At 59.1% G+C, this 23,598-nt stretch carries 22 protein-coding genes; 16 read left to right on the top strand and 6 right to left on the bottom strand.

The genetic code is table 11. The features are described from left to right. Positions 1-8 precede the first annotated feature (8 nt). The 12 genes from bchC to dxs all read left to right on the top strand — a co-directional run bounded on the left by bchC (position 9) and on the right by dxs (position 10,143). Positions 9-950, top strand: coding sequence for a chlorophyll synthesis pathway protein BchC (gene bchC, locus ACTG36_RS01130; RefSeq protein ID WP_375279502.1), 942 nt, complete (start codon positions 9-11; stop codon positions 948-950). Further along, complete coding sequence (locus ACTG36_RS01125) at positions 947-1,948, top strand: chlorophyllide a reductase iron protein subunit X (protein ID WP_375279501.1); 1,002 nt, start codon at positions 947-949, stop codon at positions 1,946-1,948. Before bchC ends, ACTG36_RS01125 begins: the two co-directional genes overlap by 4 nt. Further along, the gene (locus ACTG36_RS01120) at positions 1,938-2,150 is read left to right on the top strand and encodes a hypothetical protein (RefSeq protein WP_375279500.1); all 213 of its coding nucleotides are present in this window, start codon (positions 1,938-1,940) and stop codon (positions 2,148-2,150) included. Before ACTG36_RS01125 ends, ACTG36_RS01120 begins: the two co-directional genes overlap by 11 nt. Further along, positions 2,143-3,720 carry a chlorophyllide a reductase subunit Y gene (gene bchY / locus ACTG36_RS01115; protein WP_439141234.1) on the top strand — a complete coding sequence of 526 codons (1,578 nt, stop codon included), beginning with the start codon at positions 2,143-2,145 and terminating at the stop codon, positions 3,718-3,720. The genes ACTG36_RS01120 and bchY overlap by 8 nt, the downstream gene beginning before the upstream one ends. After that, positions 3,720-5,186 (top strand): chlorophyllide a reductase subunit Z, encoded by a 1,467-nt coding sequence (gene bchZ / locus ACTG36_RS01110; RefSeq protein ID WP_375279498.1) that lies wholly within the window; start codon positions 3,720-3,722, stop codon positions 5,184-5,186. Before bchY ends, bchZ begins: the two co-directional genes overlap by 1 nt. Further along, on the top strand, positions 5,183-5,416 hold the full coding sequence (pufQ, locus tag ACTG36_RS01105; RefSeq protein WP_296418328.1) for a cytochrome PufQ: 234 nt from the start codon (positions 5,183-5,185) through the stop codon (positions 5,414-5,416). Before bchZ ends, pufQ begins: the two co-directional genes overlap by 4 nt. A gap of 121 nt (positions 5,417-5,537) precedes the next feature. Further along, positions 5,538-5,696 (top strand): light-harvesting antenna LH1, beta subunit, encoded by a 159-nt coding sequence (gene pufB / locus ACTG36_RS01100; RefSeq protein WP_375279497.1) that lies wholly within the window; start codon positions 5,538-5,540, stop codon positions 5,694-5,696. A gap of 14 nt (positions 5,697-5,710) precedes the next feature. Further along, complete coding sequence (gene pufA, locus ACTG36_RS01095) at positions 5,711-5,866, top strand: light-harvesting antenna LH1, alpha subunit (RefSeq protein WP_375279496.1); 156 nt, start codon at positions 5,711-5,713, stop codon at positions 5,864-5,866. A 130-nt stretch (positions 5,867-5,996) separates the two neighbouring features. Next, positions 5,997-6,845 carry a photosynthetic reaction center subunit L gene (gene pufL, locus ACTG36_RS01090; protein WP_375279495.1) on the top strand — a complete coding sequence of 283 codons (849 nt, stop codon included), beginning with the start codon at positions 5,997-5,999 and terminating at the stop codon, positions 6,843-6,845. Further along, on the top strand, positions 6,838-7,758 hold the full coding sequence (gene pufM, locus ACTG36_RS01085; RefSeq protein WP_375279494.1) for a photosynthetic reaction center subunit M: 921 nt from the start codon (positions 6,838-6,840) through the stop codon (positions 7,756-7,758). Before pufL ends, pufM begins: the two co-directional genes overlap by 8 nt. A 14-nt stretch (positions 7,759-7,772) precedes the next feature. After that, the gene (gene pufX / locus ACTG36_RS01080; protein WP_375279493.1) at positions 7,773-8,015 is read left to right on the top strand and encodes an RC-LH1 core complex protein PufX; all 243 of its coding nucleotides are present in this window, start codon (positions 7,773-7,775) and stop codon (positions 8,013-8,015) included. Positions 8,016-8,232: 217 nt separating this feature from the next. Beyond that, the gene (gene dxs / locus ACTG36_RS01075; protein WP_375279492.1) at positions 8,233-10,143 is read left to right on the top strand and encodes a 1-deoxy-D-xylulose-5-phosphate synthase; all 1,911 of its coding nucleotides are present in this window, start codon (positions 8,233-8,235) and stop codon (positions 10,141-10,143) included. A 3-nt stretch (positions 10,144-10,146) separates the two neighbouring features. Here dxs and idi read toward each other — a convergent pair whose 3' ends face one another. From idi to ACTG36_RS01045, 6 genes are all read right to left on the bottom strand, one after another. Continuing rightward, positions 10,147-10,686, bottom strand: coding sequence for an isopentenyl-diphosphate Delta-isomerase (gene idi / locus ACTG36_RS01070; RefSeq protein ID WP_375279491.1), 540 nt, complete (start codon positions 10,684-10,686; stop codon positions 10,147-10,149). 5 nt (positions 10,687-10,691) lie between these two features. Further along, positions 10,692-11,870 (bottom strand): geranylgeranyl diphosphate reductase, encoded by a 1,179-nt coding sequence (locus ACTG36_RS01065; RefSeq protein WP_375279490.1) that lies wholly within the window; start codon positions 11,868-11,870, stop codon positions 10,692-10,694. Positions 11,871-11,872: 2 nt separating this feature from the next. Beyond that, on the bottom strand, positions 11,873-13,129 hold the full coding sequence (locus tag ACTG36_RS01060; protein WP_375279489.1) for a BCD family MFS transporter: 1,257 nt from the start codon (positions 13,127-13,129) through the stop codon (positions 11,873-11,875). After that, positions 13,129-14,028, bottom strand: a complete 900-nt coding sequence (gene chlG / locus ACTG36_RS01055; RefSeq protein WP_439141229.1) for a chlorophyll synthase ChlG — start codon at positions 14,026-14,028, stop codon at positions 13,129-13,131. Before chlG ends, ACTG36_RS01060 begins: the two co-directional genes overlap by 1 nt. A gap of 108 nt (positions 14,029-14,136) precedes the next feature. Then, positions 14,137-15,492, bottom strand: coding sequence for a transcriptional regulator PpsR (gene ppsR / locus ACTG36_RS01050; RefSeq protein ID WP_439141380.1), 1,356 nt, complete (start codon positions 15,490-15,492; stop codon positions 14,137-14,139). Between the two features lie 95 nt (positions 15,493-15,587). After that, positions 15,588-16,403 carry a cobalamin B12-binding domain-containing protein gene (locus ACTG36_RS01045; RefSeq protein ID WP_375279486.1) on the bottom strand — a complete coding sequence of 272 codons (816 nt, stop codon included), beginning with the start codon at positions 16,401-16,403 and terminating at the stop codon, positions 15,588-15,590. A gap of 292 nt (positions 16,404-16,695) precedes the next feature. Here ACTG36_RS01045 and bchF point away from each other — a divergent pair, with 292 nt between their 5' ends. The 4 genes from bchF to ACTG36_RS01025 are packed head-to-tail and all read left to right on the top strand — an operon-like array spanning position 16,696 to position 23,543. After that, positions 16,696-17,184 (top strand): 2-vinyl bacteriochlorophyllide hydratase, encoded by a 489-nt coding sequence (gene bchF / locus ACTG36_RS01040; RefSeq protein WP_375279485.1) that lies wholly within the window; start codon positions 16,696-16,698, stop codon positions 17,182-17,184. Continuing rightward, positions 17,181-18,467 (top strand): ferredoxin:protochlorophyllide reductase (ATP-dependent) subunit N, encoded by a 1,287-nt coding sequence (locus ACTG36_RS01035; RefSeq protein WP_375279484.1) that lies wholly within the window; start codon positions 17,181-17,183, stop codon positions 18,465-18,467. The genes bchF and ACTG36_RS01035 overlap by 4 nt, the downstream gene beginning before the upstream one ends. After that, positions 18,464-20,020 (top strand): ferredoxin:protochlorophyllide reductase (ATP-dependent) subunit B, encoded by a 1,557-nt coding sequence (bchB, locus tag ACTG36_RS01030; protein ID WP_375279483.1) that lies wholly within the window; start codon positions 18,464-18,466, stop codon positions 20,018-20,020. The genes ACTG36_RS01035 and bchB overlap by 4 nt, the downstream gene beginning before the upstream one ends. After that, positions 20,010-23,543, top strand: a complete 3,534-nt coding sequence (locus ACTG36_RS01025; protein WP_375279482.1) for a cobaltochelatase subunit CobN — start codon at positions 20,010-20,012, stop codon at positions 23,541-23,543. The genes bchB and ACTG36_RS01025 overlap by 11 nt, the downstream gene beginning before the upstream one ends. The last annotated feature ends 55 nt before the right edge of the window (positions 23,544-23,598 follow it).

The following is a 23,598-nucleotide window of genomic DNA, read 5'->3' as shown; positions in this document are numbered from 1 at the left end:
GACGATCAATGGAAACGACTGCTGTCATCTTGGAGGGGCCACGCAAGCTGTCGCTTAATGCTGTTCCTTTGAAGGATCCCGGCGCGGATGATCTGATTGTCGACATCAAATATTCAGGCATTTCAACGGGCACGGAAAAGCTATTTTGGTCCGGAGAAATGCCGCCCTTCCCAGGTATGGGTTATCCTTTAGTTCCTGGATATGAAGCTGCGGGTGAAGTCGTCGAGGCACCGCGTGCATCCGGCTTTAAGCCCGGCGATCATGTGTTTGTGCCTGGTGCCAATTGCTATGATGGCGCCTTTGGCTTGTTTGGCGGGTCCGCCCGCCGATTGGTCACAACACCCGATCGCGTTTCGCGGATTGATGCGGGACTTGGCCCGCAATCGGCCCTTTTGGCGCTGGCGGCAACAGCCCGTCATGCCATGGCCGGTGTAGGTAAAACCGTCCCCGATCTGATTGTAGGTCACGGTGTTCTGGGTCGCTTGCTCTCGCGGTTGACTGTAGCGGCTGGCGCACCCGCTCCCACCGTGTGGGAGATTGACCCCACCCGCCGCACCGGTGCGGTCGGTTATGACGTGGTCGCCCCCGAAGATGATCCGCGCCGCGATTATCAGTGCATCTACGATGCCTCCGGCAATGGTGATCTGCTCAACGATTTGGTGGGGCGCATTGCCAAGGGCGGCGAAGTTGTGCTTGCCGGTTTCTACACCAAGCCCCTGAATTTCGCGTTTCCGCCTGCCTTCATGAAAGAGGCGCGGTTCCGCATTGCCGCCGAATGGGCCGCGGATGATCTGGTGGCCACACGGCAACTGGTCGAATCCGGCGCGCTGTCGCTGGACGGTCTTATCACACACACACGCCCCGCCGCAGATGCGCCGGTGGCCTACGAACAGGCGTTCAGCGATCCCGCGTGCCTGAAAATGATCCTCGATTGGAGTGCCGTCTCATGAAAGACGAAGTGCCGAACCTCAAAGATTTCGACCAACGTCTGCGCGATGAGGCCAATGAGCCGTCGTTGGAGGTCCCCCAGGGGGAGCCGACAAAAAAGACCCAGATCATCGCGATCTACGGCAAGGGCGGGATCGGCAAATCCTTCACACTGGCCAACCTCAGCCACATGATGGCGGAGCAGGGCAAACGTGTGCTGCTGATCGGTTGTGACCCGAAATCGGACACCACCAGCCTGCTGTTTGGCGGCAAGGCGTGCCCCACAATCATCGAAACATCCACCAAGAAAAAACTGGCCGGTGAAGAGGTCGCGATTGGCGACGTTTGTTTCAAGCGCGGCGGTGTTTTCGCGATGGAACTCGGCGGGCCAGAGGTCGGTCGTGGTTGCGGCGGTCGCGGGATCATCCATGGGTTCGAACTGCTGGAAAAGTTGGGATTCCACGATTGGGATTTTGACTACGTGCTGCTGGATTTCCTCGGCGATGTGGTCTGCGGCGGCTTTGGCCTGCCCATCGCGCGGGACATGGCGCAGAAGGTGATCTTGGTCGCCTCCAATGACCTGCAATCCTTGTATGTGGCCAACAATGTGTGTTCGGCCGTGGAATACTTCCGCAAGCTGGGTGGCAATGTTGGTGTGGCCGGTCTGGTCATCAACAAGGACGACGGATCGGGTGAGGCGCAGGCCTTTGCCAAGGCGGTCGACATTCCGGTGCTGGCTTCGATTCCGCAGAACGATGATTTGCGCAAGAAGTCCGCAAATTACCAAATTGTCGGCACGTCCGAGAGTGAATGGGGCGATATGTTTGCGGCCCTTGGTGACAACGTTGCTGTTGCCCCGCCACAGCGCCCAACTGCGTTGAACCAAGACGAATTGCTCGAACTATTCGACGGGTCTGAAACCGGCGCCGGATATGAATTGGTGCCTGCGACGGACATGGACATGCGCGGTAAGAACTCCGCACCCAAAGCATCGCTTGAGGTCATCTACGATGAAGCATGACCGCGACGTTCATCTGACGGCCCCGAAGGTCGATCCCAACGCCCAAACGTACGATCGTGTTGCTGACGTCTTTGGACGTCAGGATAAGGCTGAGGCGGTCTTTACCAATGCGTCCGAATTGGTGGCGCAGACCAATCAGCGGATCGAAGCGGTCCGCAATATGATGACCCGCATCGGCAAGGGCGACCTGATCGATGAGTGAAGGGCGCGAAACATATAAGGTCGAATACGACGAGACCGGCGCCGTGGACGTGATCCAGGCCGAGGCTATGCCTGTCGACCGGCCCGCAGACGCGCCCGAGACACTTGGTTGTCACAGTGGGTCAGAAATGGCCGAAGCCGCGAAGATGGCCGGATCGTCGGACATTCTGGATCAATACGCCAAAGACTACCCGCAAGGTCCACACGACAAGCCGCAATCCATGTGCCCCGCTTTTGGGTCCCTTCGTGTCGGTCTGCGCATGCGCCGTACGGCGACGGTTTTGTCCGGTTCTGCCTGTTGCGTTTACGGCCTCACTTTCGTGAGCCACTTTTACGGCGCGCGCCGATCAGTTGGCTATGTCCCGTTCAATTCCGAAACACTTGTGACAGGCAAACTGTTCGAGGACATCCGCGAGAGCGTTCATGACCTCGCCGACCCAGACCGCTACGACGCGATTGTGGTGACGAACCTGTGTGTGCCCACGGCGTCCGGTGTGCCGTTGCGGCTGCTGCCGTCCGAAATTAATGGGGTGCGGATCGTCGGGATCGATGTCCCTGGCTTTGGCATCCCGACCCACGCCGAGGCCAAGGATGTACTGGCTGGCGCGATGCTGAACTACGCCCGTGCCGAGATTGAGGCAGGCCCCGTTCAGGCCCCTGCCTCCGGCAAATCGGACCGCCCGACGGTCGCGCTGTTGGGTGAGATGTTCCCCGCCGATCCCATGATGATTGGCGCGATGCTTGCCCCAATGGGCATGGCCGTTGGCCCGACTGTTCCGTGCCGCGAGTGGCGTGAATTGTATGCGGCCCTTGATAGTTCTGTCGTGGCGGCGGTGCATCCGTTCTATACTGCCTCTGTGCGGGAATTTCAGGCCGCTGGTCGCCCTGTTGTGGGCTCTGCCCCTGTGGGACGCGACGGCACAGCCGAATGGCTGCGCGGGATCGGTGAGGCCCATGGCGTCAGCGCTGACCAGATCGCGGCGTCCCAGAATGCGTTTTTGCCAGCCATTGATCAGGCGCTTCAAGGTGCGCGGATCAACGGAACGATCACGGTCAGCGGTTACGAAGGCAGTGAACTTCTTGTTGCGCGCTTGCTGATCGAAAGCGGTGCAGATGTTCCTTATGTGGGCACAGCCTGTCCCAAGACGCCATGGAACACCGCAGACGAAGAATGGCTCAAGGCCAAGGGCGTGACGGTCAAATTCCGCGCCTCGCTCGAAGATGATTGTGCGGCGATGGAGGGTGTGAGGCCTGACCTTGCGATCGGAACAACGCCAGTCGTTCAAAAGGGCAAAGAGCTGGGCATTCCCAGCCTTTATTTCACGAACCTGATTTCCGCGCGCCCCTTGATGGGCCCCGCCGGTGCGGGTTCGTTGCAAGAGGTCGTGAATGCGGCCATGGGCAACAAAGATCGTATGCATTCCATGCGCGAATTCTTCGAAGGCGTTGGCCATTCCGACACCGCCGGTGTCTGGGAAGGCGCACCCAATGTGCGTGAGGATTTCCGCGCCACGAACCTTAAGAAACTGGAACGCGCCGCCAAGGCCGCCAAAGCGGCGGAGATGATCTGATGCTTGTTCAAGATCACGACCGCGCAGGTGGATACTGGGGGGCCATCTACGCCTTCTGCGCAACCAAAGGATTGCAGTGTGTTATTGATGGTCCGGTTGGCTGTGAGAACCTGCCAGTGACCTCCGTGTTGCATTACACTGACGCTCTGCCGCCTCATGAGTTGCCAATTGTGGTCACGGGTCTTGGCGAAGAAGAGCTGGGTCGTGATGGCACCGAGGGCGCGATGAAACGCGCGTGGGGCACGCTCGACCCCGCATTGCCTGCCGTTGTTGTGACCGGATCCATTGCCGAGATGATTGGCGGCGGTGTGACGCCCATGGGCACCAACATCCAACGCTTTTTGCCGCGCACCATTGATGAAGACCAATGGGAAGCCGCGGACCGCGCGATGACATGGATCTTTACCGAATTTGGTATGACCAAGGGCCGGATGCCCAAGGAAGCCAAACATGAGGAGGGCGCAGCCCCCCGCGTCAATATCCTCGGTCCGATGTACGGCACGTTTAACATGCCCTCCGATCTGGCCGAAATCCGGCGTTTGGTCGAAGGCATTGGCGCTGAGGTGAACATGGTCATGCCGTTGGGCAGTCACGTCGCCGAAATGCGCAATCTGGTGAACGCCGACGTGAACGTCTGCATGTACCGCGAATTTGGACGCGGATTATGTGAGGTTCTCGGCAAGCCCTATTTGCAAGCCCCCATCGGGATCGACAGCACCACCAAATTCCTCCGCACTCTGGGTGAGATGTTGGACCTCGATCCCGAGCCGTTCATCGAACGCGAAAAGCATTCGACAATCAAACCCGTCTGGGATTTGTGGCGCTCCGTCACGCAGGACTTCTTTGCAACGGCGTCTTTTGCCGTCGTCGCCAATGAGACCTACGCCCGCGGGATGCGGAAATTCCTTGAGGATGATCTGGGCCTACCCTGTGCTTTTGCTGTGGCCCGCACCGCCGGTGCGAAGACCAACAACGACGAAGTGCGCGCGATGATGGGCCAGAAACGTCCTCTGATCGTCTTCGGGTCCATCAACGAAAAAATGTATCTGGCTGAGTTGAAGGCCGGACACGGCCCATCGCCCGCGTTCATTCCCGCAAGCTTCCCCGGTGCCGCCATCCGGCGCGCCACGGGTACGCCATTCATGGGATATGCCGGTGCGACCTACATGGTTCAGGAGGTGTGTAATGGGTTGTTTGACGCGCTCTTCCACATCCTGCCTCTTGGTTCTGACATGGATGCCGCCGAGGCGACGCCAACGAACTTACGCCGTGATTTCCCTTGGGATGAAGACGCCGCGCGCGCGTTGGATGAGATCGTGGCAACCCACCCCATTCTTACACGAATTTCTGCCGCAAAGACCCTAAGGGACGCGGCCGAGAAAGCGGCGCTGGAAACCGGCGCGGAACGTGTCGTCCTTGAGACGGTGCGTAGATTGCAACCTGCCACGGGAGGGCAAAAGCAATGAGCGATTTTACATCCGGAACACCGATTGAGGTGAAACAGGGTCGAAATACCAACGCCGCAAAGCGCGAATACGGCGCCTATTTCGTCGTGATTTTCTTTGCCTGCCTGCCCTTGGCAGCCTTCACATGGGCGCTTTTCGCCCTGCGTAATTTCCGCCTGCCTGAGAAAGACCCGGTGCAAGCCGCGTGGTCACAGGCCGGGATCATTACGCCGATGATTTTCCAGCCGTGACAGCCATGGCCGGATACCAGTTTGCCGCCCCTTGGGGTGGTGAAGGAGGGCGGAGGATGAGCCTCCGTCGTAGCCCTGTCGCGGGGAATGCGCGGCGTCAGTTCTGTAAGGAGTAATTTACATGGCTGATAAATCTGATCTGTCTTTCACAGGTCTCACTGACGAGCAGGCCCAAGAGCTGCACGCGGTGTACATGAGCGGTTTTGCACTGTTCACGGTTGTTGCCGTGGTCGCGCACATCCTGACGTACATCAAGCTGCCTTGGTTTGCTAATTGGTAAAGGAGGCTTGAGAAATGGCACAGTTTTACAAGATCTGGTTGGTATTCGACCCTCGCCGCGTGTTCGTGGCACAGGGCGTTTTCCTGTTCCTGCTGGCTGCGATGATTCACCTCGTCCTGCTTAGCAATCCAGAAACAAACTGGTTCACTCAAGCCTTCGGCGCGATGTGATTACCAGCTGCATATAGCACAAGTGATAGTCATGGGCGGGTCGGCAACCTTCTCGCCCGTGGCAAACAAACCGACAGAACCGGCGACATGAGTACGTCCGCGTCCATGCCGCATGAAAAGGAGTTTGAAGATGGCACAGCTCAGCTTCGAAAGAAAATACCGCGTCCGAGGCGGGACGCTGGTCGGCGGTGATCTGTTCGACTTCTGGGTGGGGCCGTTTTACGTCGGCTTCTTCGGAGTCACGACATTTTTCTTTGCCGCCCTAGGCACAATTTTGATTTTCTACGGTGCCGCCCTTGGCGACACGTGGAACCCTTGGCTGATTTCGATCAATCCACCGTCGCTTGAGGTGGGCCTCGGCATGGCACCGCTGGCCGAAGGCGGATTGTGGCAGATCATCACGATCTGTGCGACGCTGGCCTTCGTCAGCTGGATGCTGCGAGAGGTCGAGATTTGCCGAAAACTTGGCATGGGGTACCATGTGCCTTTCGCATTCGGTGTGGCAATCCTTGCCTATGTCACACTGGTGATTATTCGCCCCGTCCTGATGGGCGCATGGGGACATGGTTTCCCCTATGGCATCTGGAGCCACCTCGATTGGGTGAACAACGTGGGCTATGCCTACGGCAACTTCCACTACAATCCGGCGCATATGATTGCGATCACGTTCTTCTTTACGAACTGCCTCGCCCTCGCATTGCACGGGTCGCTGGTGCTGTCCGCGGTCAATCCCGCCAAAGGCACGGAAGTGAAATCCCCCGATCACGAAGACACCTATTTCCGCGATCTGATCGGCTATTCGATTGGGCCATTGGGCATTCACCGTTTGGGCTTGTTCCTGGCGCTGATGGCCGGATTCTGGTCCGCCGTGTGTATCGTGATTTCAGGCACCATCTGGTTCGATGAATGGATCGTGTGGTGGTACGGCTGGGTTGACCTGCCGATTTGGGTAGACCTTGAAGGAGGCGTAAATGGCTGAGTATCAGAACATCTTTACTCAGGTGCAGGTCGCTGGACCGCCTGAGATGGGTATGGAAGGCAACGGCAAAATCGCCGCGGAGCGCACCAAAGGCGCATCCATGTCGAAACTGGCAGGTTGGGTCGGAAACGCCCAGCTTGGCCCCATCTACCTCGGGCCGTTTGGTCTGGTGTCGCTGGCAACCGGTTTTGCTTGGTTCTTCATCGTCGGCATGTCGTTCTGGGCGCAGGCGGGCTATTCCCCCGGTGTGTTCATGCGCGATCTGTTCTGGTTCGCACTTGAACCCCCCGGCCCTGAATATGGCCTTGGCTTTGCGCCCTTGAATGAAGGCGGTTGGTGGCTGATTTCCAGCTTCTTCCTGCTGGTCAGCGTCATCGCATGGTGGATCCGCACCTATCTGCGGGCCGAAGAGCTGGGCATGGGAAAACACGTGGCATGGGCCTTTGCCTCCGCCATCTGGTTGTTCCTGGTGCTGGGTCTGTTCCGCCCCATCCTAATGGGATCCTGGAGCGAGGCTGTGCCCTACGGCATCTTCCCGCACCTTGATTGGACGAACCTGTTTTCGATCACCTACGGCAACCTGTTCTACAACCCGTTCCACGCGCTTTCGATTGTGTTCCTCTATGGCTCAGCCCTGCTGTTCGCTATGCACGGTGCCACGATCCTTGCGGTCAGCCGCTTTGGCGGTGAACGCGAGATCGAACAGATCGTGGATCGCGGTACGGCCTCTGAGCGGGCAGCACTGTTCTGGCGCTGGACCATGGGTTTCAACGCCACGATGGAAGGTATCCACCGCTGGGCGTGGTGGTTCGCAGTTCTGACGACCCTGACGGGTGGTATCGGAATTTTGCTGACCGGCACGGTTGTCGACAACTGGTTCGGCTGGGCCGTCGAGCACGGCTATGCACGGTAAGAAAGGACAATAAGATGAGTGACAATGACCACGATTATCTGCGCACAGGCCAAGGCGATTTTCGCCTGACCGCCGACATCACCGCTTTGATGCTGAAGGGCGCGGGATATGCCGCACTGTTCTGTCTGGTGATCGGTCTGGCCTATGCCGTCCTGATCGGGGTTTCGAACCTGCTGCCGGAAGACAGCAAGTTCGCCCCTGATCCGACACCGCTGTCGATGAGCATCGAAGACGCGGAGCCACGCGTCCTGATTTGAGGCCGTGGGCGCGGTGCGCCGCGCCCCCCTCTGCCGAGGTCCGCCCCCTGTTCCCTGGGGCCGGACATCAAGATGCCCCCCAAGGGCCATCTTGGTTCCCTTCCTGTTGGCTACAGGAAACCGGTGTCGTGGGTGGCTTGCCTGCCCACGACACCACACTGGGAACATAAGCGGGCTGCGCCACAGCTCGTTTCAGGGAACTTAGGGAGAATAACACATGACCAACCGCCCCCACACCCCGACACTGGACCGCGTGACGGTACCGTCCGACCTGAAGGCGCTAAGCGACCGTGACCTTGCCGTTTTGGCAGATGAGCTGCGGGCCGAAGTGGTGTCTGCCGTGTCTGAAACAGGCGGGCATCTTGGGTCGTCACTGGGCGTGGTTGAAATGACTGTGGCGCTTCATGCGGTGTTCAACACGCCCCACGACAAGATCGTGTGGGACGTGGGTCATCAATGCTATCCACACAAAGTTCTGACCGGCCGGCGAGACCGTATCCGGACACTACGCCAAGAAGGCGGGTTGTCCGGTTTCACCAAACGGGCGGAATCCGAATATGACCCTTTCGGCGCGGCGCATTCATCGACATCAATTTCCGCGGCACTTGGCTTTGCCACAGCGCGGGACTTGGGTGCACCCACGGGGGACGCCATTGCGGTGATTGGGGACGGTTCAATTTCTGCCGGCATGGCCTACGAGGCTATGAACAACGCGGGCGCCGAAGGCCGGCGCTTGTTTGTAATTTTGAACGACAATGAAATGTCGATTGCGCCACCGGTGGGGGCGATGTCGAAATACCTCAGCAGTCTCTATGCCAGCCCGGCAGCTACGTTGGCGGAAGGGTTTGAGGCTGCGTTGCCCGGTCCGCTTCGCGACCATGCGCGCCGCGCGCGTCAGTTGGTAACGGGGCTGAATGGCGGGTCTGGGACCTTGTTTGAAGAGTTGGGGTTCCAATACGTCGGGCCCATCGACGGGCACGACATGGGGCAGTTGTTGAATGTTCTGCGGACCGCAAAGGTGCGGGCAACAGGGCCTGTCTTGATCCATGCCTGTACGGTTAAGGGCAAAGGCTATGCGCCCGCCGAAGGGTCCGACGACAAATACCATGGTGTCGCGAAGTTTGACGTGGCCACCGGCGCACAGAAGAAATCACGCCCGAATGCGCCAAGCTATACCAAGGTGTTTGGGGAATGCCTTGTCACAGAGGCCGAACGAGACCCAAAGATCGTCGGCATCACCGCAGCGATGCCGTCTGGCACCGGCATTGATATCTTCGGCAAAGCTTTTCCGAAACGCACCTTTGATGTGGGTATTGCTGAACAACACGCTGTGACCTTTGCCGCCGGTTTGGCAGCGTCGGGGATGAAGCCCTTTTGCGCGATCTATTCGTCGTTCCTGCAGCGCGGGTATGACCAGATCGTCCACGATGTTGCGCTTCAAAACCTGCCCGTCCGCTTCGCAGTAGATCGTGCAGGACTTGTCGGCGCTGATGGGCCGACCCATGCAGGGGCGTTTGACATCGGCTACCTTGCGGCCTTGCCAAATATGGTCGTCATGGCCGCCGCCGATGAGGTGGAGTTGATGCACATGGTGGTCACCGCCGCGGCCTACGACGACGGCCCGATTGCGTTCCGTTATCCACGTGGTGAGGGCGAGGGGATGGAGATGCCTGACCGCGGCGATGTGCTGGAGATCGGCAAGGGGCGCATCGTGCAAGACGGGTCCGATGTGGCCCTGTTGTCGTTCGGGGCGCATCTTGGGGAAACCCGTAAGGCGGCAAAACTGCTTGAGGCGCAGGGCGCCAGCGTCACAATCGCCGACGCACGTTTTGCCAAGCCACTGGACATGGGCCTGATCCGCAAATTGGTGAAGACCCACCGCGCTGTGATCACGATTGAACAAGGCGCGGTCGGCGGCTTTGGTGCCATGGTTCTGCAATCGCTTGCGCAGGACGGCCTGCTTGCCGAGGCACAGTTGCGCACCATGACATTGCCGGACCGGTTCATCGATCAGGCGGCGCCGGATGCGATGTACGCAGATGGTGGATTGTCAGCAGTGGATATCGCCGCAACGGCAATGGAGGCGGCGGGTATCGACGCCGCAGAGTCACCGATTAAGGCGAAGTAGGCTCTATTCGCCGACCTGTGCCATCGAAGACTGATCTGCGATCACCAGGTCGAGGTGATCGGCGAGATAGATTTGCAGCCATGGCGTGAATTGATCCGGATGGCGCGCGACTTCCGCCGCGAGGTCGTAGATATCCACCCAGCGAGTCGCCATGACCTCTTCGGGATTCAGGTTCAGTTTGAGGGTATGTTCCGATGCAGGCGCGACGAACAGATCGACCACTTCGTGTTCGATCAACCCGTCGCCAACATTGGCACGATATTCAAGCTGGTCGCGGTAAACGGGGTAAAGGCCCGTGATCCCCAGCTCATCCTCAAGGCGCCGGACGGCACATGTGCCGGAATCCTCATCCCAATGGGGGTGGGTGCAGCAGGTGTTCGCCCACAGCCCAGGCGTGTGATATTTGGACAAGGCGCGCTGTTGGATCAGCACATTCTGACCATCCATCACGAACACCGACACCGCCTTGTGACGCAGTCCTTTGACGTGCGCCTCAAGCTTATCTACGGGGGTCAGGACACCGTTCACCCAGGTCGGGATCATAGTCATCAGACGTGATGCGGCCGGACCAAGCGCGTCAGATGCGCGAGGTTTTTGATGCCGATTTTGATGTGGGCCATGGGACGGGCTTTCACGAGTTTCTTGTTCATATAGGCCTCAAACGTGAGGCGCTGCACGTCGACATCATGACACAGGGACACAAAGCGTTCGCGGCGTTCGTCGGATTTATAATAGGCATCCTGCATGGAGCGAAGAACCTTAAAGACCATCTTGTGTTCTTTCATGAAGGCTTTGCGCGCAAGCTGCAGATCGCGAACCTTGCCGGAGGCGAGGCATGCCAAACACGCCTCCGCCGCAACACGCCCGCCGACCATGGCGTAGTAGATGCCTTCTCCGGATGACGGGGCCACGACGCCTGCGGCATCGCCGGCCAGCACCACATCCCGGCCATTGTCCCAGCGGTCCAAGGGTTTCAACGGGATCGGCGCGCCTTCTTTGCGGATCGTCTTACAGTCGGTCAGGCCTGACGCCGCGCGCAGCTTGGCGGTGGCTTCTTTAAGGTCAACATTCGTCACCTCGGTTCCCATGCCGACGCTGCATTGCGCGCCGTGGGGGAAGACCCAGCCGTAGAAATCGGGGCTGATCGCGCCGTCATAGATGACATCACAACGCATGGGGTCATAGGCGGAATTGGCCTGAGGTGCTTCGATGATCTCGTGGTAGGCGATGACATAGGGAATGGTGTCGCCGCCCGGAACTTCCTGTGTGCCCACTTTAGATCGCGCTCCGTCTGCGCCGATGACCAGCCGTGTCGTCAGGCGCTGTTCATTGCCGGAAATCTTGTCGCGGAACACCACGTGTGTGCCCGCATCATCACGGTCGATCCGAAGGAACGTACCGGTGTAACGATGGGCGCCGGCAGATTTGGCACGGTCACGAAGGAAGGCGTCGAAATGTTCACGGTCGACCATGCCGACATATCCGTTTTCAATCGGGATATCGACGTGACGCTGTGTGGGGGAGATCATCCGCGCTGTGTTCACGCGGGCCACGATCTGCGCATCCGGGATGTCAAAGTCCGCGATCAGGCGTGGGGGCACGGCGCCGCCACACGGTTTGATGCGACCTTCGCGATCAATCATAGCGACTGTTTTGCCCGCGCGGGCGAGGTCTTCTGCTGCGGTGGCCCCTGAGGGTCCGCCGCCGACAACGACGACATCATACATGGCTATTCTCCTGGTTGCAGGATGGGAGGGGAGGCGGGCGATTGGCCCAGAATACGAAGAGCAACGAATGCGGCAGCGCAAAACAGCGCAGCCTCAAGCGTGAAAACGGTGGCATAGGCGGTGGCGTCCGGCAGGATCATGCGGATCAGGTCCAGCATGCCCGTGGCGATTAAACCGGCGAGGCCTGCGGCAATGGCCTGTGCCGCGCCAAAGACGCCCATTCGAACGCCGGTTGATCCTTCACGTTCAGACGACAGCACCATCATGGACCCCACAGCGCCAACGACAAACAGGCCGTTACCAAGTCCAAGGGTCACAGACGACGCGATCAGGGACATTTGTGCGCCGAGCGCCAGGAGGCCAGCGGCTGAAATCAGGCACCCGGCAACAGCCCACATGCGCAGCGTTCCAATCCGCAGCGATGACAAGATTCCGGCAAGAATCATCCCCAGCAGGGCCGCGCCGTCCTTGCCGCCGGACAGTTTTGTGGACTCTTCAGGCGAAAGGCCGTGGACGTGGCCTGCGAAAGGCTCAAAAATCAGTTCTGACAGGTAGAAGGCAAAGATGGACAGGAAGACAAAACCGGTAAAGCGTCGCGCTGCGGGGTCAGCCCACGTGGCGCGCAACGCAGGGCCGAGCGCCGTGTGTTCCGGTGCAGGGGCGTGGCCCAGTTTGCGTTCCACGCCGACGGTCGCAATGATGCATAGCAAAACCGCGATGGCCGCAACGACAGCCACAACTGCGACCAACCGTTCGGGCGAATAGGGTTCTAGGGCGATGCCGGTGCCGATGGATGCAATGATCGCCCCTGCAATTAAAAACAGCCACGCGGTCGTGGCAGCACCGCCCTTGCCGCGTCCGGATGTCACGGTCGCCAAAAGGGCCAAAAAGGATGTGCCCGCCGCGCCAATACCAAGACCGAGCGCGGCATAGGCCCCGATCCAAAGCAGCAGCGCCATTCCCGGTGCGGTGCTGGCAACAAGGATCGCATAGGCAGCGATCACGATAGACAGACCCGTGACAACGATACCGCCCAAAATCAGCGGCGTTCGCCCACCCCGTGCATCAGACCGATGGCCCCAAACAGGCCGCGTTAGCTGAACACCGTAGTGCAGCGCTACCAGCAGGCCGGGCAGAAGGGCGGGCAGGCTCAGCTCCACGGTCATCAGCCGGTTGAACAAATTAACGGGCAGCGCGGCGAGGCCGCCGATGGCCATATTCACCAAACACAGACGCGCGATTGTCGGCCAGCCCACCATCAGACGATCCCTTTTAGTGCCACAGCAGCGACCATCATGCCTGAGATGTAAAAGAGGACGCCGGTGCCGTTGTACCATGGGGCCTTGCCCTTCGGATCGCGCAACATGACGGACATCGCCCAGCCTTGGGCTAGCAACAAAACAGAGACTATTCCGGCCTGAAGTGGCCGATCCCAGAGAAACAGAAGGGCGACGACAACCGCCTGTGGTGCTGCCATGATCGCACAGGCCAACCGCGCTGCGCGGTCTGGGCCAAGTGTGACAGGGAGAGAGGCAACGCCGGTTTGGCGGTCACCCTCAAGCGCCTTGAAATCGTTTAGGGTCATGATGCCATGGGCGCCGATCCCGTAGAGGAGGGCGATGACCACGATACGCCAATCGGGCGCGCCCGCAGACAACACCACCGCGCCAGTGATCCATGGCAGGGTTTCATAGCTGAGGCCCACAAGGCCGGGTCCCCACCAGCCGGACCGCTTCAGTCGCACCGGCTCTGCGGAATAGGCCCAAGCGGCCAAGACGCCCAACACAGTGGCGGCAAACCCCCAAGGGCCAAGCAATGCGCCGACAGCTAAAGACAGGACCGACATCATCAGGGCGATCCACAACCCCCACCGTCCGGGGATGCGGCCCGATGGGATGGGGCGGTCAGGTTCATTGATGGCGTCTACATGCCGGTCGCACCAATCATTGGCCGCCTGCGACATGCCACAGACAATCGGGCCTGCAAGGATGATACCAACCACGACGAGGGAGAGATTCGACAGGGGCGAGACGCCCGATGATACGGTGCCACACAAATACGCCCACATCGGAGGGAACCACGTGATCGGTTTGATCAGGCGGAGCGCTGCGGCAGGTTCGGGATACCGGCGATGGGGGATGGTGGGGCTAACACTCATAACTGTAAACATAAGCTTACAGTTATAGAATCAGCAAGTGTTAAGTCATGTTTACAGGTGCGACGGAGCTAGGCGATGTCGCAGAACCCGTCGATGACCTTCCAGGGATCAGTCGTTCTTATTCAAAAGGTGATATTTGCGCAGTTTCACGTAAAGCGACTGACGCGACAGGCCGAGCATTTCAGCCGCAGCAACGCGGTTATTCGACGTCAGTTCAAGCGCGGTTTCGATGCACATCCGTTCGACGACATCGGTGGTTTCCGCCACAATTACCTTCAGCGTGGCGCTGCCCACCAGCTCCATGACGGATTTGACGTTTTCCTCTCCCACGGGGGCGGGGGACACGCGGACCGCATCAGCGCGGGAGGCATCACGCAGGATAAACGCATAGCCAGGGTGTTCCAGATCGCTGAGGTAGGTGGCAGAAATCTCAACCGTACGAGGTTCGCCAAATTCACCGGCCATCTTGGTGGAATAGAGACGAATATGTCCCACACGGGCCGCATTTTCCAACAAGACGCGCAGGTCGACATTCCCACGATGCAGGTAGTCCCCCAGCGACCGGCCTTTAACGTTCAGCGCATGGGCTGCGTTGGTCAGCTCCAGAAATGCCTCGTTCACCGAAGCGAGGTTCCCATCGCCATCGGTAAAGGCAATCGCATCCGCGCCTTGGTCAAACAGGCCCGACAACCGTTCAGGCAAATCATTGGACACCGTGGCTCCACCGTCCGTCAGATCGAGACGGCACAGGATCACCCGTTCGCCCGTTGCGCGGAACATCGTGGGGTGCACGCGGATCGACTTGCGGCTGTGACGGGTTTGGACAGCGAGGGTGGCGGGCCCTTCCGCGAGCGCTGAGGAAGACAAAGCATCCATCAACTCACCCTTGCGGCGGCCGTCAAATTCTTGCGCAAAGGCGGATCCGATAAGATCATCCCGTTCGCGCCCCAACAAACGGGCAGCGATCGAATTCACATCAATAATCCGGCCCGTGCCAACAGCGACGAAAACCACGGCATCGCGGCTGGATTCCATCAAGACGCGGAACCGCGTGTCATATTCGCGCTGCTGTTCGTAGTCCTGTTCCAGCGCAATTTGCGCCTTTACCAGCTGTTGCTGCATGTCTGAAATAGGGCGCAGATCACGCCCCAGCATCAACAAGGACCCATCTGGCCCAACGTGATGGAGAGTATAGTTCACCGGCAGGCCAAGATCCTTGCGGTCATTGGCGTGGTTCAATTGCACAGGCCGCGCGGCTGGATCGCCTTCAACGAAGCTTTTCAATGCGCGTTCAAATTTAGGAATGCTCTCTGTTGTCAGCGTATCCGCGACCTCACGGCCCTCCCAATGGCCAAGGTCTTCAATCGCCGCATGGGTCGGATTGGTGATGACAGATTTGATTTGTCCGGTGTCGCTGATGACCAACGCAATATCGGCCAACGCCGCAATGATATCGCCGAGCATTTCCGGCGCGATCAACGGTATGGTCCCGGTGTCCCAATATTTGGTCCCGCGCGAGGTCACAGAGTGGCCGGAGGATTGGGGCCGCGCACCACGGCTTAAGTCCGATGTCCGGACTGTGTTGCCTTCTTGCGCGTTGTCTTTGTCAGCCCGCAATGTTCAAGCGCCTCAAACGGATCTTTCGTAGCAAAGTCGGCACCCGTTGCCGCCTTCACATCTGCCTCTTGATCCAGAACGGTCCCGCCAATGATGATGGGCGGAGAACCAGAGACAGATTTTCTTATAGTTTCCACGTATTCACGCAAGAAATCAAGGCTCTCAAAAGTTGTGGCAGACACAAGGACTGCGTCGAAAGACGTGTCCTTGAACATGCTGCGCAGTTCGTGAGGGGACGCACCCATCGCAAGGCGGACAGACAGACCCATCTGGCGCAATTGCCCGCACAAAATCGATGCGCCCAAGGTATGATACGCATCCTTCGCGACGATCACGATTACGCCGGTGCTTTGCCCATTGTCGGACTGGTTGCGCGCATCGTGCCACCAGTCCTTGCCCAGCACCCTCAGCGCCGACTGAAGGCGGGACACGCCGATCGTCACGTGCCCGAAGCTAAGCTCGTCTTCGCACCATTCGTCGCCCATTTGACGGGCCACTTCGGGGATGTAGTGAACGGCGATCACCTCGGCAGAAATCCCGCGCGACAGCATTGCTTTGACGACGTCCGGGACTTCGTTGTGCATGCCAATGGCCGCCGCATCGTGCAGCTGACGCACAAGGGCCTTGTCCAATGGAAGGCCAGCTTTGGTCGTACGGTTCGCGACAACTGATAAGGCGCGCGAGGCCAGCGCATCGACTGATGCGTTCGCCCCCGTTTTCTCAAGGGCCTTTTTGTCCGACTTTGACTGTTCGGCCATTTCACAACTCCTGCGGGTCTTGGGATGGCTGGAAAGCGACTCCTCTCCGGCATGACCCAAACCGCCCGTGCATTGTCAGTCATGCCCTCTTCATTGTCAAAGGTAATTGACAGATTGTCTTGGCCGTGGCCTGTATCGGGTTCATAGCGCCAGCAAACATTGACGTTTAGCACTGTTCTGTGGGCCTTACAGTCTGCACGGTGTGTAAACCGAATGACTGTAAATCTAAATTGACACTTTGCTGTTTTGCCGCGTACATTTGTTCCTGAAGACCACGAGGGAACACCACGCCATGCGAGAGCAGCCAGCCTCTCATTTAGGGAAAACCACGCTGTACACAGCCGCAGAACGCGCCCGACGGGACGCGACGAAATGGACATTGGTGCAGGGCATTCTGGCCCCATTGCAGTTTGCGGTATTCTTGGTGTCCGTGGCGCTTGTCTGGCGTTATCTGGCGGTGGGCGAAGGCTATGCTGCGGCAACCGTTTCCGTTGTCATCAAGACGGGGGTTTTGTACCTCATCATGGTGACAGGCGCGATCTGGGAAAAGGTTGTCTTCGGGCAGTATCTTTTCGCACCCGCCTTCTTTTGGGAAGACGTATTCAGCTTTGGCGTGATCGCGCTGCATACCCTTTATATCTATGGGCTTTTCGCAACCGGTTGGTCGGCTGAAACGCTCATGTGGATCGCCGTCGCAGCCTATGTTGCCTACGCCATTAACGCCGCCCAATTTGTATGGAAATTGCGCCGTGCGCGCCTTGATGCACAGGTGTCCGTATGACGTACGCCCCCACCCCTCCGACCGGTGGCGGTTGCCGCACAGCACCCGTCCTCAAAGAGCGCGGCCAGCGAGAGGTTTTTTGCGGCCTGACGGGTATCATTTGGCTGCATCGCAAAATGCAGGACGCCTTCTTTTTGGTCGTCGGGTCGCGGACCTGCGCACATCTTTTGCAGTCTGCGGCCGGTGTGATGATTTTTGCCGAACCTCGATTCGCGACAGCGATTCTCGAAGAGGGCGATTTGGCCGGTCTGAAAGACGCGCAGGACGAATTGGATGCCCAAGTTGACAGATTGCTGGCCCGCAGGCCGGACATCAAACAGCTGTTTCTTGTGGGGTCTTGCCCGTCCGAAGTGATCAAACTGGACCTCGCGAAGGCGGCAGAACGACTCAGCATCACCCACGGGCCGTCCGTTCGGGTCCTGAATTTCTCAGGCTCAGGGATTGAGACGACGTTCACCGAAGGCGAAGACGCCTGCCTTGCCTCCATGGTGCCGGTGCTGCCCGAAACAGATGCGCGGCAGTTGGTTGTCGTGGGTGCGTTGCCCGACGTTGTCGAGGATCAGATGCTGGGGCTTCTCAGCGGTTTGGGCATCGATACGGTGCGGTGTTTGCCCACGCGGACGGCGGCGGATGAGCTGTCGGTCGGGCCAAACACGGTCTTCGCTTTGACGCAGCCGTTTTTGGGTGAAACCCATGCGGCGCTGCTGCGCCGTCACGCACGGCATCTGCCTGCGCCGTTTCCATATGGTGAGGAAGGCACGACAGCATGGCTTGCCGCGATTGCGGCTGAGTTTGGGGTTGATGCAGACACTTTTGCCAAAGTCACCGACGCCCCCCGTGCCCGTGCACGGGCTGCGGTTTCGCAAGCATCCGAGGCACTGCGCGGCAAATCGGTGTTCTTTATGCCGGACAGTCAGATGGAAATTCCGCTGGCGCGGTTCTTGGCGCGCGAATGTGGGATGCAGCCGATTGAGGTCGGCCAGCCCTATATTCACGACGCACTACACGGCCCCGATCTGGACCTGTTGCCAGCCGGCCCGCAGATTTCCGAAGGTCAGGACGTGGACAAACAACTGGACCGTGCGCGCGCCGCGCGGCCTGATCTGACCGTCTGCGGCCTTGGCCTGGCCAACCCGTTGGAGGCCGAGGGTCTGACCACAAAGTGGGCCATCGAATTGGTCTTCACGCCCGTGCATTTCTACGAACAGGCAGGGGACCTTGCCGGGTTGTTCAGCCGCCCCGTGCGGCGCCGCAACATGCTGGGACTGGAGGCTGCGGAATGAAGCTCAGCGTCTGGACATATGAGGGCCCGCCCCATGTCGGCGCCATGCGCGTCGCCACCGGAATGAAGGGACTGCACTACGTGCTGCACGCACCGCAGGGCGACACCTATGCGGACCTGCTGTTCACCATGATCGAACGGCGCAATCATCGTCCGCCAGTCAGCTACACCACCTTCCAAGCCCGCGATTTGGGCGCGGATACCGCGCATTTGTTCAAGGACGCCTGTCAGGATGCGGTGGACCGGTTTAAGCCACAAGCGATCATTGTGGGCGCGTCCTGCACGGCCGAATTGATCCAGGATGATCCTGCCGGACTGGCCGAGACGATGGGCTTCGACATTCCGGTTATCCCGCTGGAACTTCCATCCTATCAGCGCAAAGAAAACTTCGGCTGTGATGAGACGTTCTTTCAGATCGTCCGCCATCTGGCCAAACCCATGGACCGAACGACACGGGTGACGTGCAACCTGATCGGACCAACGGGCCTTGGGTTCCGCCACCGTGATGACATCGAAGAACTGACTGGGCTGCTGTCCGACATGGGCATCGACGTGAATGTTTGCGCCCCGATGGGGGCCACGCCCGCCGACATCGCCCGCATGGGCGCCGCGCATTTCAACGTGTTGATGTACCCTGAAACGGCGGAAGCTGCGGCGCGCTGGATGGAGCGGAACCTTGATCAGCCGTACACCAAGATCGTGCCAATCGGTGCAGGTGCCACGCGCGATTTCATTGCCGAAGTGGCCGCGATCACGGGCAAGTCGGCGTTGATTGATGAAAGCCGACTGCGCCAGCCTTGGTATGCGGCCTCGGTCGACAGCACCTATCTGACCGGCAAACGCGTGTTCCTCTTTGGCGATGGCACGCACGTTAAGGCCGCCGCCCGCATTGCCCGCGATGAGATGGGGTTTGAGGTCTGCGGCATGGGCTGTTTCAACCGCGAAATGGCCCGCGACATTCGTAAGACGGCCAAAGAATACGGCGTCGAGGCGCTGATCACTGACGATTACCTTGAGGTCGAGGAGGCAATCGAGCGTCTTCAGCCCGAAATGATCCTTGGCACCCAGATGGAGCGCCATATCGGCAAGCGGCTGGGCATCCCCTGTGCGGTCATCTCCGCGCCGGTTCACGTACAAGACTTCCCTGCGCGCTATTCCCCGCAGATGGGGTTTGAAGGTGCCAATGTGATCTTTGACACTTGGGTGCATCCGCTGGTGATGGGCCTCGAAGAGCACCTGTTGCATATGTTCCGTGAGGACTTCGAATTTCACGACGATGCGGGGGCGAGCCATCATGGTGGTCAGGCCAAGCCGCGCGTCGTGGAGGGGGACCAGTCCCCCACGCCTGCGGCGTCCCCCCTGGAGTTTTCGGATCAGAAGAATGCGGACGACAATGTCATCTGGCTTGATGATGCGGAACGTGAGTTGAAGAAGATCCCGTTCTTTGTGCGTGGCAAAGCGCGGCGCAACACAGAGAGTTTTGCGAGCGAACGTGGTTTGGCCGAAATCTCGATTGATACCTTGTACGAAGCGAAGGCCCATTTTGCGCGATAGTGTTGATCATATCCCCTACCGCGTCGTGATTGTGACGTTGGACCAGCATACCGCTGGCCCGATTGCGCGGCTTGCGCCCAAGATGGCAGCGGAGTTTCCGGGTCTCACGGTTGAGGTTTTTGCGTCCGCCGAGTGGGAGGCCAACCCTAAGTCCAAGAACGCCGCTGTTGAGGCCGTGGGTCAGGCCAATATTGTCGTTGGCAATCTGGTGTTTCTTGAGGACCAGCTGAACGCGATTGTGCCCGCCATGCAGGCGCGTCGTGATGATCTGGATGCGTTCGTGGGTGTCATTGCGGACCCTGCCATCGTGCAGATGACGAAGATGGGCGACTTGGACATGTCCAAGCCCGCGTCTGGGCCGATGGCGCTGTTGAAAAAGCTGCGCGGCGCGAAAAGTCATGACAGCGCGTCCGGTGCCAAGAAGATGAAGATGCTGCGGCGGTTGCCAAAGATCCTGCGGTTGATCCCTGGCAAAGCACAGGACCTGCGGACATGGTTTTTGTGCATGCAATATTGGCTGGGCGGATCTGACGAGAACATCGAACAGATGTTGCGGATGTTGCTAGTCCGCTATGCCACCCGGCGTGAGTGGGGTGGCATCACCGTTGAAGCCCCGCGCGAATATCCCGAAACGGGTCTATATCACCCAGATTTGCCTGCTGAGGGCATTGTCACTGACCTCGCTGAATTGCCTAACGTGGACGGGCCCAAGGTGGGGCTGTTGATGCTGCGGTCCTATATTTTAGCAGGCGATACGGCGCATTATGACGCCGTCATTCGTGCGTTTGAAGCCAAGGGCTTGCAGCCAGTGCCAGCCTTCGCTGGTGGCCTTGATGGGCGTCCGGCTATGGATGCTTATTTTGACGATGTAGATGCGATGGTTTCGCTGACAGGATTTAGCCTTGTGGGCGGTCCTGCGTATAACGACAATGATGCGGCGATTGAGGCTCTGACACGGCTTGATGTGCCCTATGTGAATGCACAGCCGCTTGAATTTCAGACGCTGGGTCAGTGGGCCGAGGGAAAGCAAGGGCTTGGCCCGGTTGAGACAACGATGTTGGTGGCGCTGCCTGAAATTGACGGTGCGATGTCGCCCACCGTATTCGCAGGACGTCACGGGCCCGAAGGCTGTGCAGGCTGCGCGCATAAGTGTCAGGCGGCCGAGAAGGCCATGGCGCCATGCCATGAGCGGATCGACAGTCTGGCTGAGAAAGTGCAGCGTTTGGCGCATCTGCATCGCGCCGCGAATGACGACAAGAAGGTTGCGGTGGTTCTATTTGGCTTTCCACCCAATGCGGGGGCTGTGGGTACGGCGGCCTACCTGTCCGTTTTCGAGAGCCTGTTCAACACGCTGACGCGGATGAAAGCAGACGGGTACGACGTTGAAGTGCCTGCCACTGTGGACGACCTGCGGGCGGCGATTTTGCAGGGCAATGCCGCGCAATATGGACAAGAGGCGAATGTCGCGGCGCATGTCAGCGCCGATCAAATCGTCGCGAATACGCCGCCTTTGGCCGAGATAGAATCTGTCTGGGGGCCTGCCCCCGGCAAGGTTCAGTCTGACGGACGGGGTGTTTTTGTTCTGGGGGCGCATTTTGGCAATGTCTTCGTGGGCGTCCAGCCGACCTTTGGCTATGAGGGCGACCCGATGCGGTTGCTGTTCGAAGAGGGCTTTGCCCCGACCCATGCCTTTGCCCAGTTTTATTTGTGGCTTCGCAATACGTACTGCGCTGATGCGGTGCTGCATTTCGGCATGCATGGCGCTTTGGAATTTATGCCCGGCAAACAGGCCGGTTTGGGCGCGAAAGACTGGCCGGATCGTTTGATGTGCGAAATGCCCAACGTCTACCTTTATGCGGCGAACAATCCATCAGAGGCGACATTGGCCAAACGGCGGTCTGGCGCTGTCACGGTCACACATTTGACGCCCCCGTTGCAGTCAGCGGGGCTGTATAAAGGGCTGGCCGAATTGAAGGACAGCCTGACGCGCTGGCGCGGTTTGCCTGCGGATGATCCCGATGCCACCGCATTGGAAGAGCTGATTGCAGCGCAAGCGGAGGCCGTCGATATGGGTGGCATTGCGCCCGATGCGCTTTGGCTGAAACTGCTTGAGACCGAAGACGCGCTCATCACAGATGGCTTGCATATTGTGGGCCGCCCGATGCCAGATAAGGACGCTGAGGCGATGCTGGATCTGATGGCATTTGAGACCGCTGCGGATCGTGCCGACGCAAAACGCAGGATGCGCGCCTCCGGTGAGCTGGACGGGCTGATGAAAGCCTTGTCTGCGCGCTATGTGGCACCGGTGCCAGGCGGTGACGTGATACGCAGCCCCGAGATTTTGCCCACTGGCCGCAACATCCACGCCTTTGATCCGTTCCGGATGCCGACCGCCTTTGCCATGCAAGACGGTGTGCGGCAGGCGGAGCTTTTGCTGGAGACCCATTCGAGCGTGCCGCGCACCGTGGCTTTGGTTTTGTGGGGGTCTGACAATATAAAATCCGATGGCGTGCCGATTGCGCAGGCGCTGGGTCTGCTGGGAGCCAAACCCCGGTTCGATTATTACGGCCGGTTGTCTGGCGCGGACTTGATCCCGTTGGAGGAGTTGGGCCGTCCGCGCGTCGATGTCATCATGACCCTGTCGGGTATTTTCCGCGATCTGCTGCCATTACAGACACGGATGCTGGCGGAAGCGGCGTTTAAGGCGGCGACCGCCGATGAACCGCTGGACCGTAATTTTGTCCGCGCCCATGCGTTGGCCTACGCCAATGAAATGGGATGTACCATGGAAGAGGCCGCTTTACGGGTCTTTTCCAATGCGGAAGGGGCCTATGGGTCCAATGTAAATTCCCTCGTCGATAGTTCCGCCTTTGAGGGTGAGGACGAGTTGGCCGACGCCTATGAGGCGCGCAAGTCGTTCGCGTATGGAATGGATGGCAAGCCCACGAAGAACGCGAACCTGTTGCAGGCCGCGTTGAAGGACGTGGATGTGGCCTATCAGAACCTTGAGAGCGTTGAATTGGGTGTCACAACCGTGGACCATTATTTCGACACGCTGGGGGGCATTGCCCGTGCCGTGAAACGCGCCAAGGGTGAGGACGCAGCGGTTTATATCGGGGATCAGACGCGAGGGGCCGCGAAGGTGCGGACCCTCAAGGATCAGGTCGCGTTGGAGACCCGAAGCCGGGCCCTGAACCCACGGTTCTTTGAGGCGCTTTTGGAACACGGTCATGAAGGCGTGCGCCAGATCGAGGCGCATATCACCAATACGTTGGGTTGGTCTGCGACGACCGGACAAGTCGATCCATGGGTCTATCAGAAACTAAGCGAAACCTTTGTTCTGGATGCAGAGATGCGCGAACGGTTGGCGGCGCTGAACCCGCAGGCCTCTGTTCGAATGGCATCGCGTCTGCTGGAGGCATCGGACCGGTCCTATTGGACACCGGATGAGGACACATTGGCGGGGCTTCAGGACGCAGCAGATGCCTTGGAAGACCGGCTGGAAGGGATTGCGGCGGAATGAGGATGATCTTCGATCAGGTCCTGCGGACGGCAGGGGGCCAAAATTCCGGAATTTT

This window comes from Pseudooctadecabacter sp. (genome assembly GCF_965657175.1).
Lineage (GTDB): Bacteria > Pseudomonadota > Alphaproteobacteria > Rhodobacterales > Rhodobacteraceae > Octadecabacter.
This window is presented reverse-complemented; position numbering and strand designations above follow the sequence as displayed.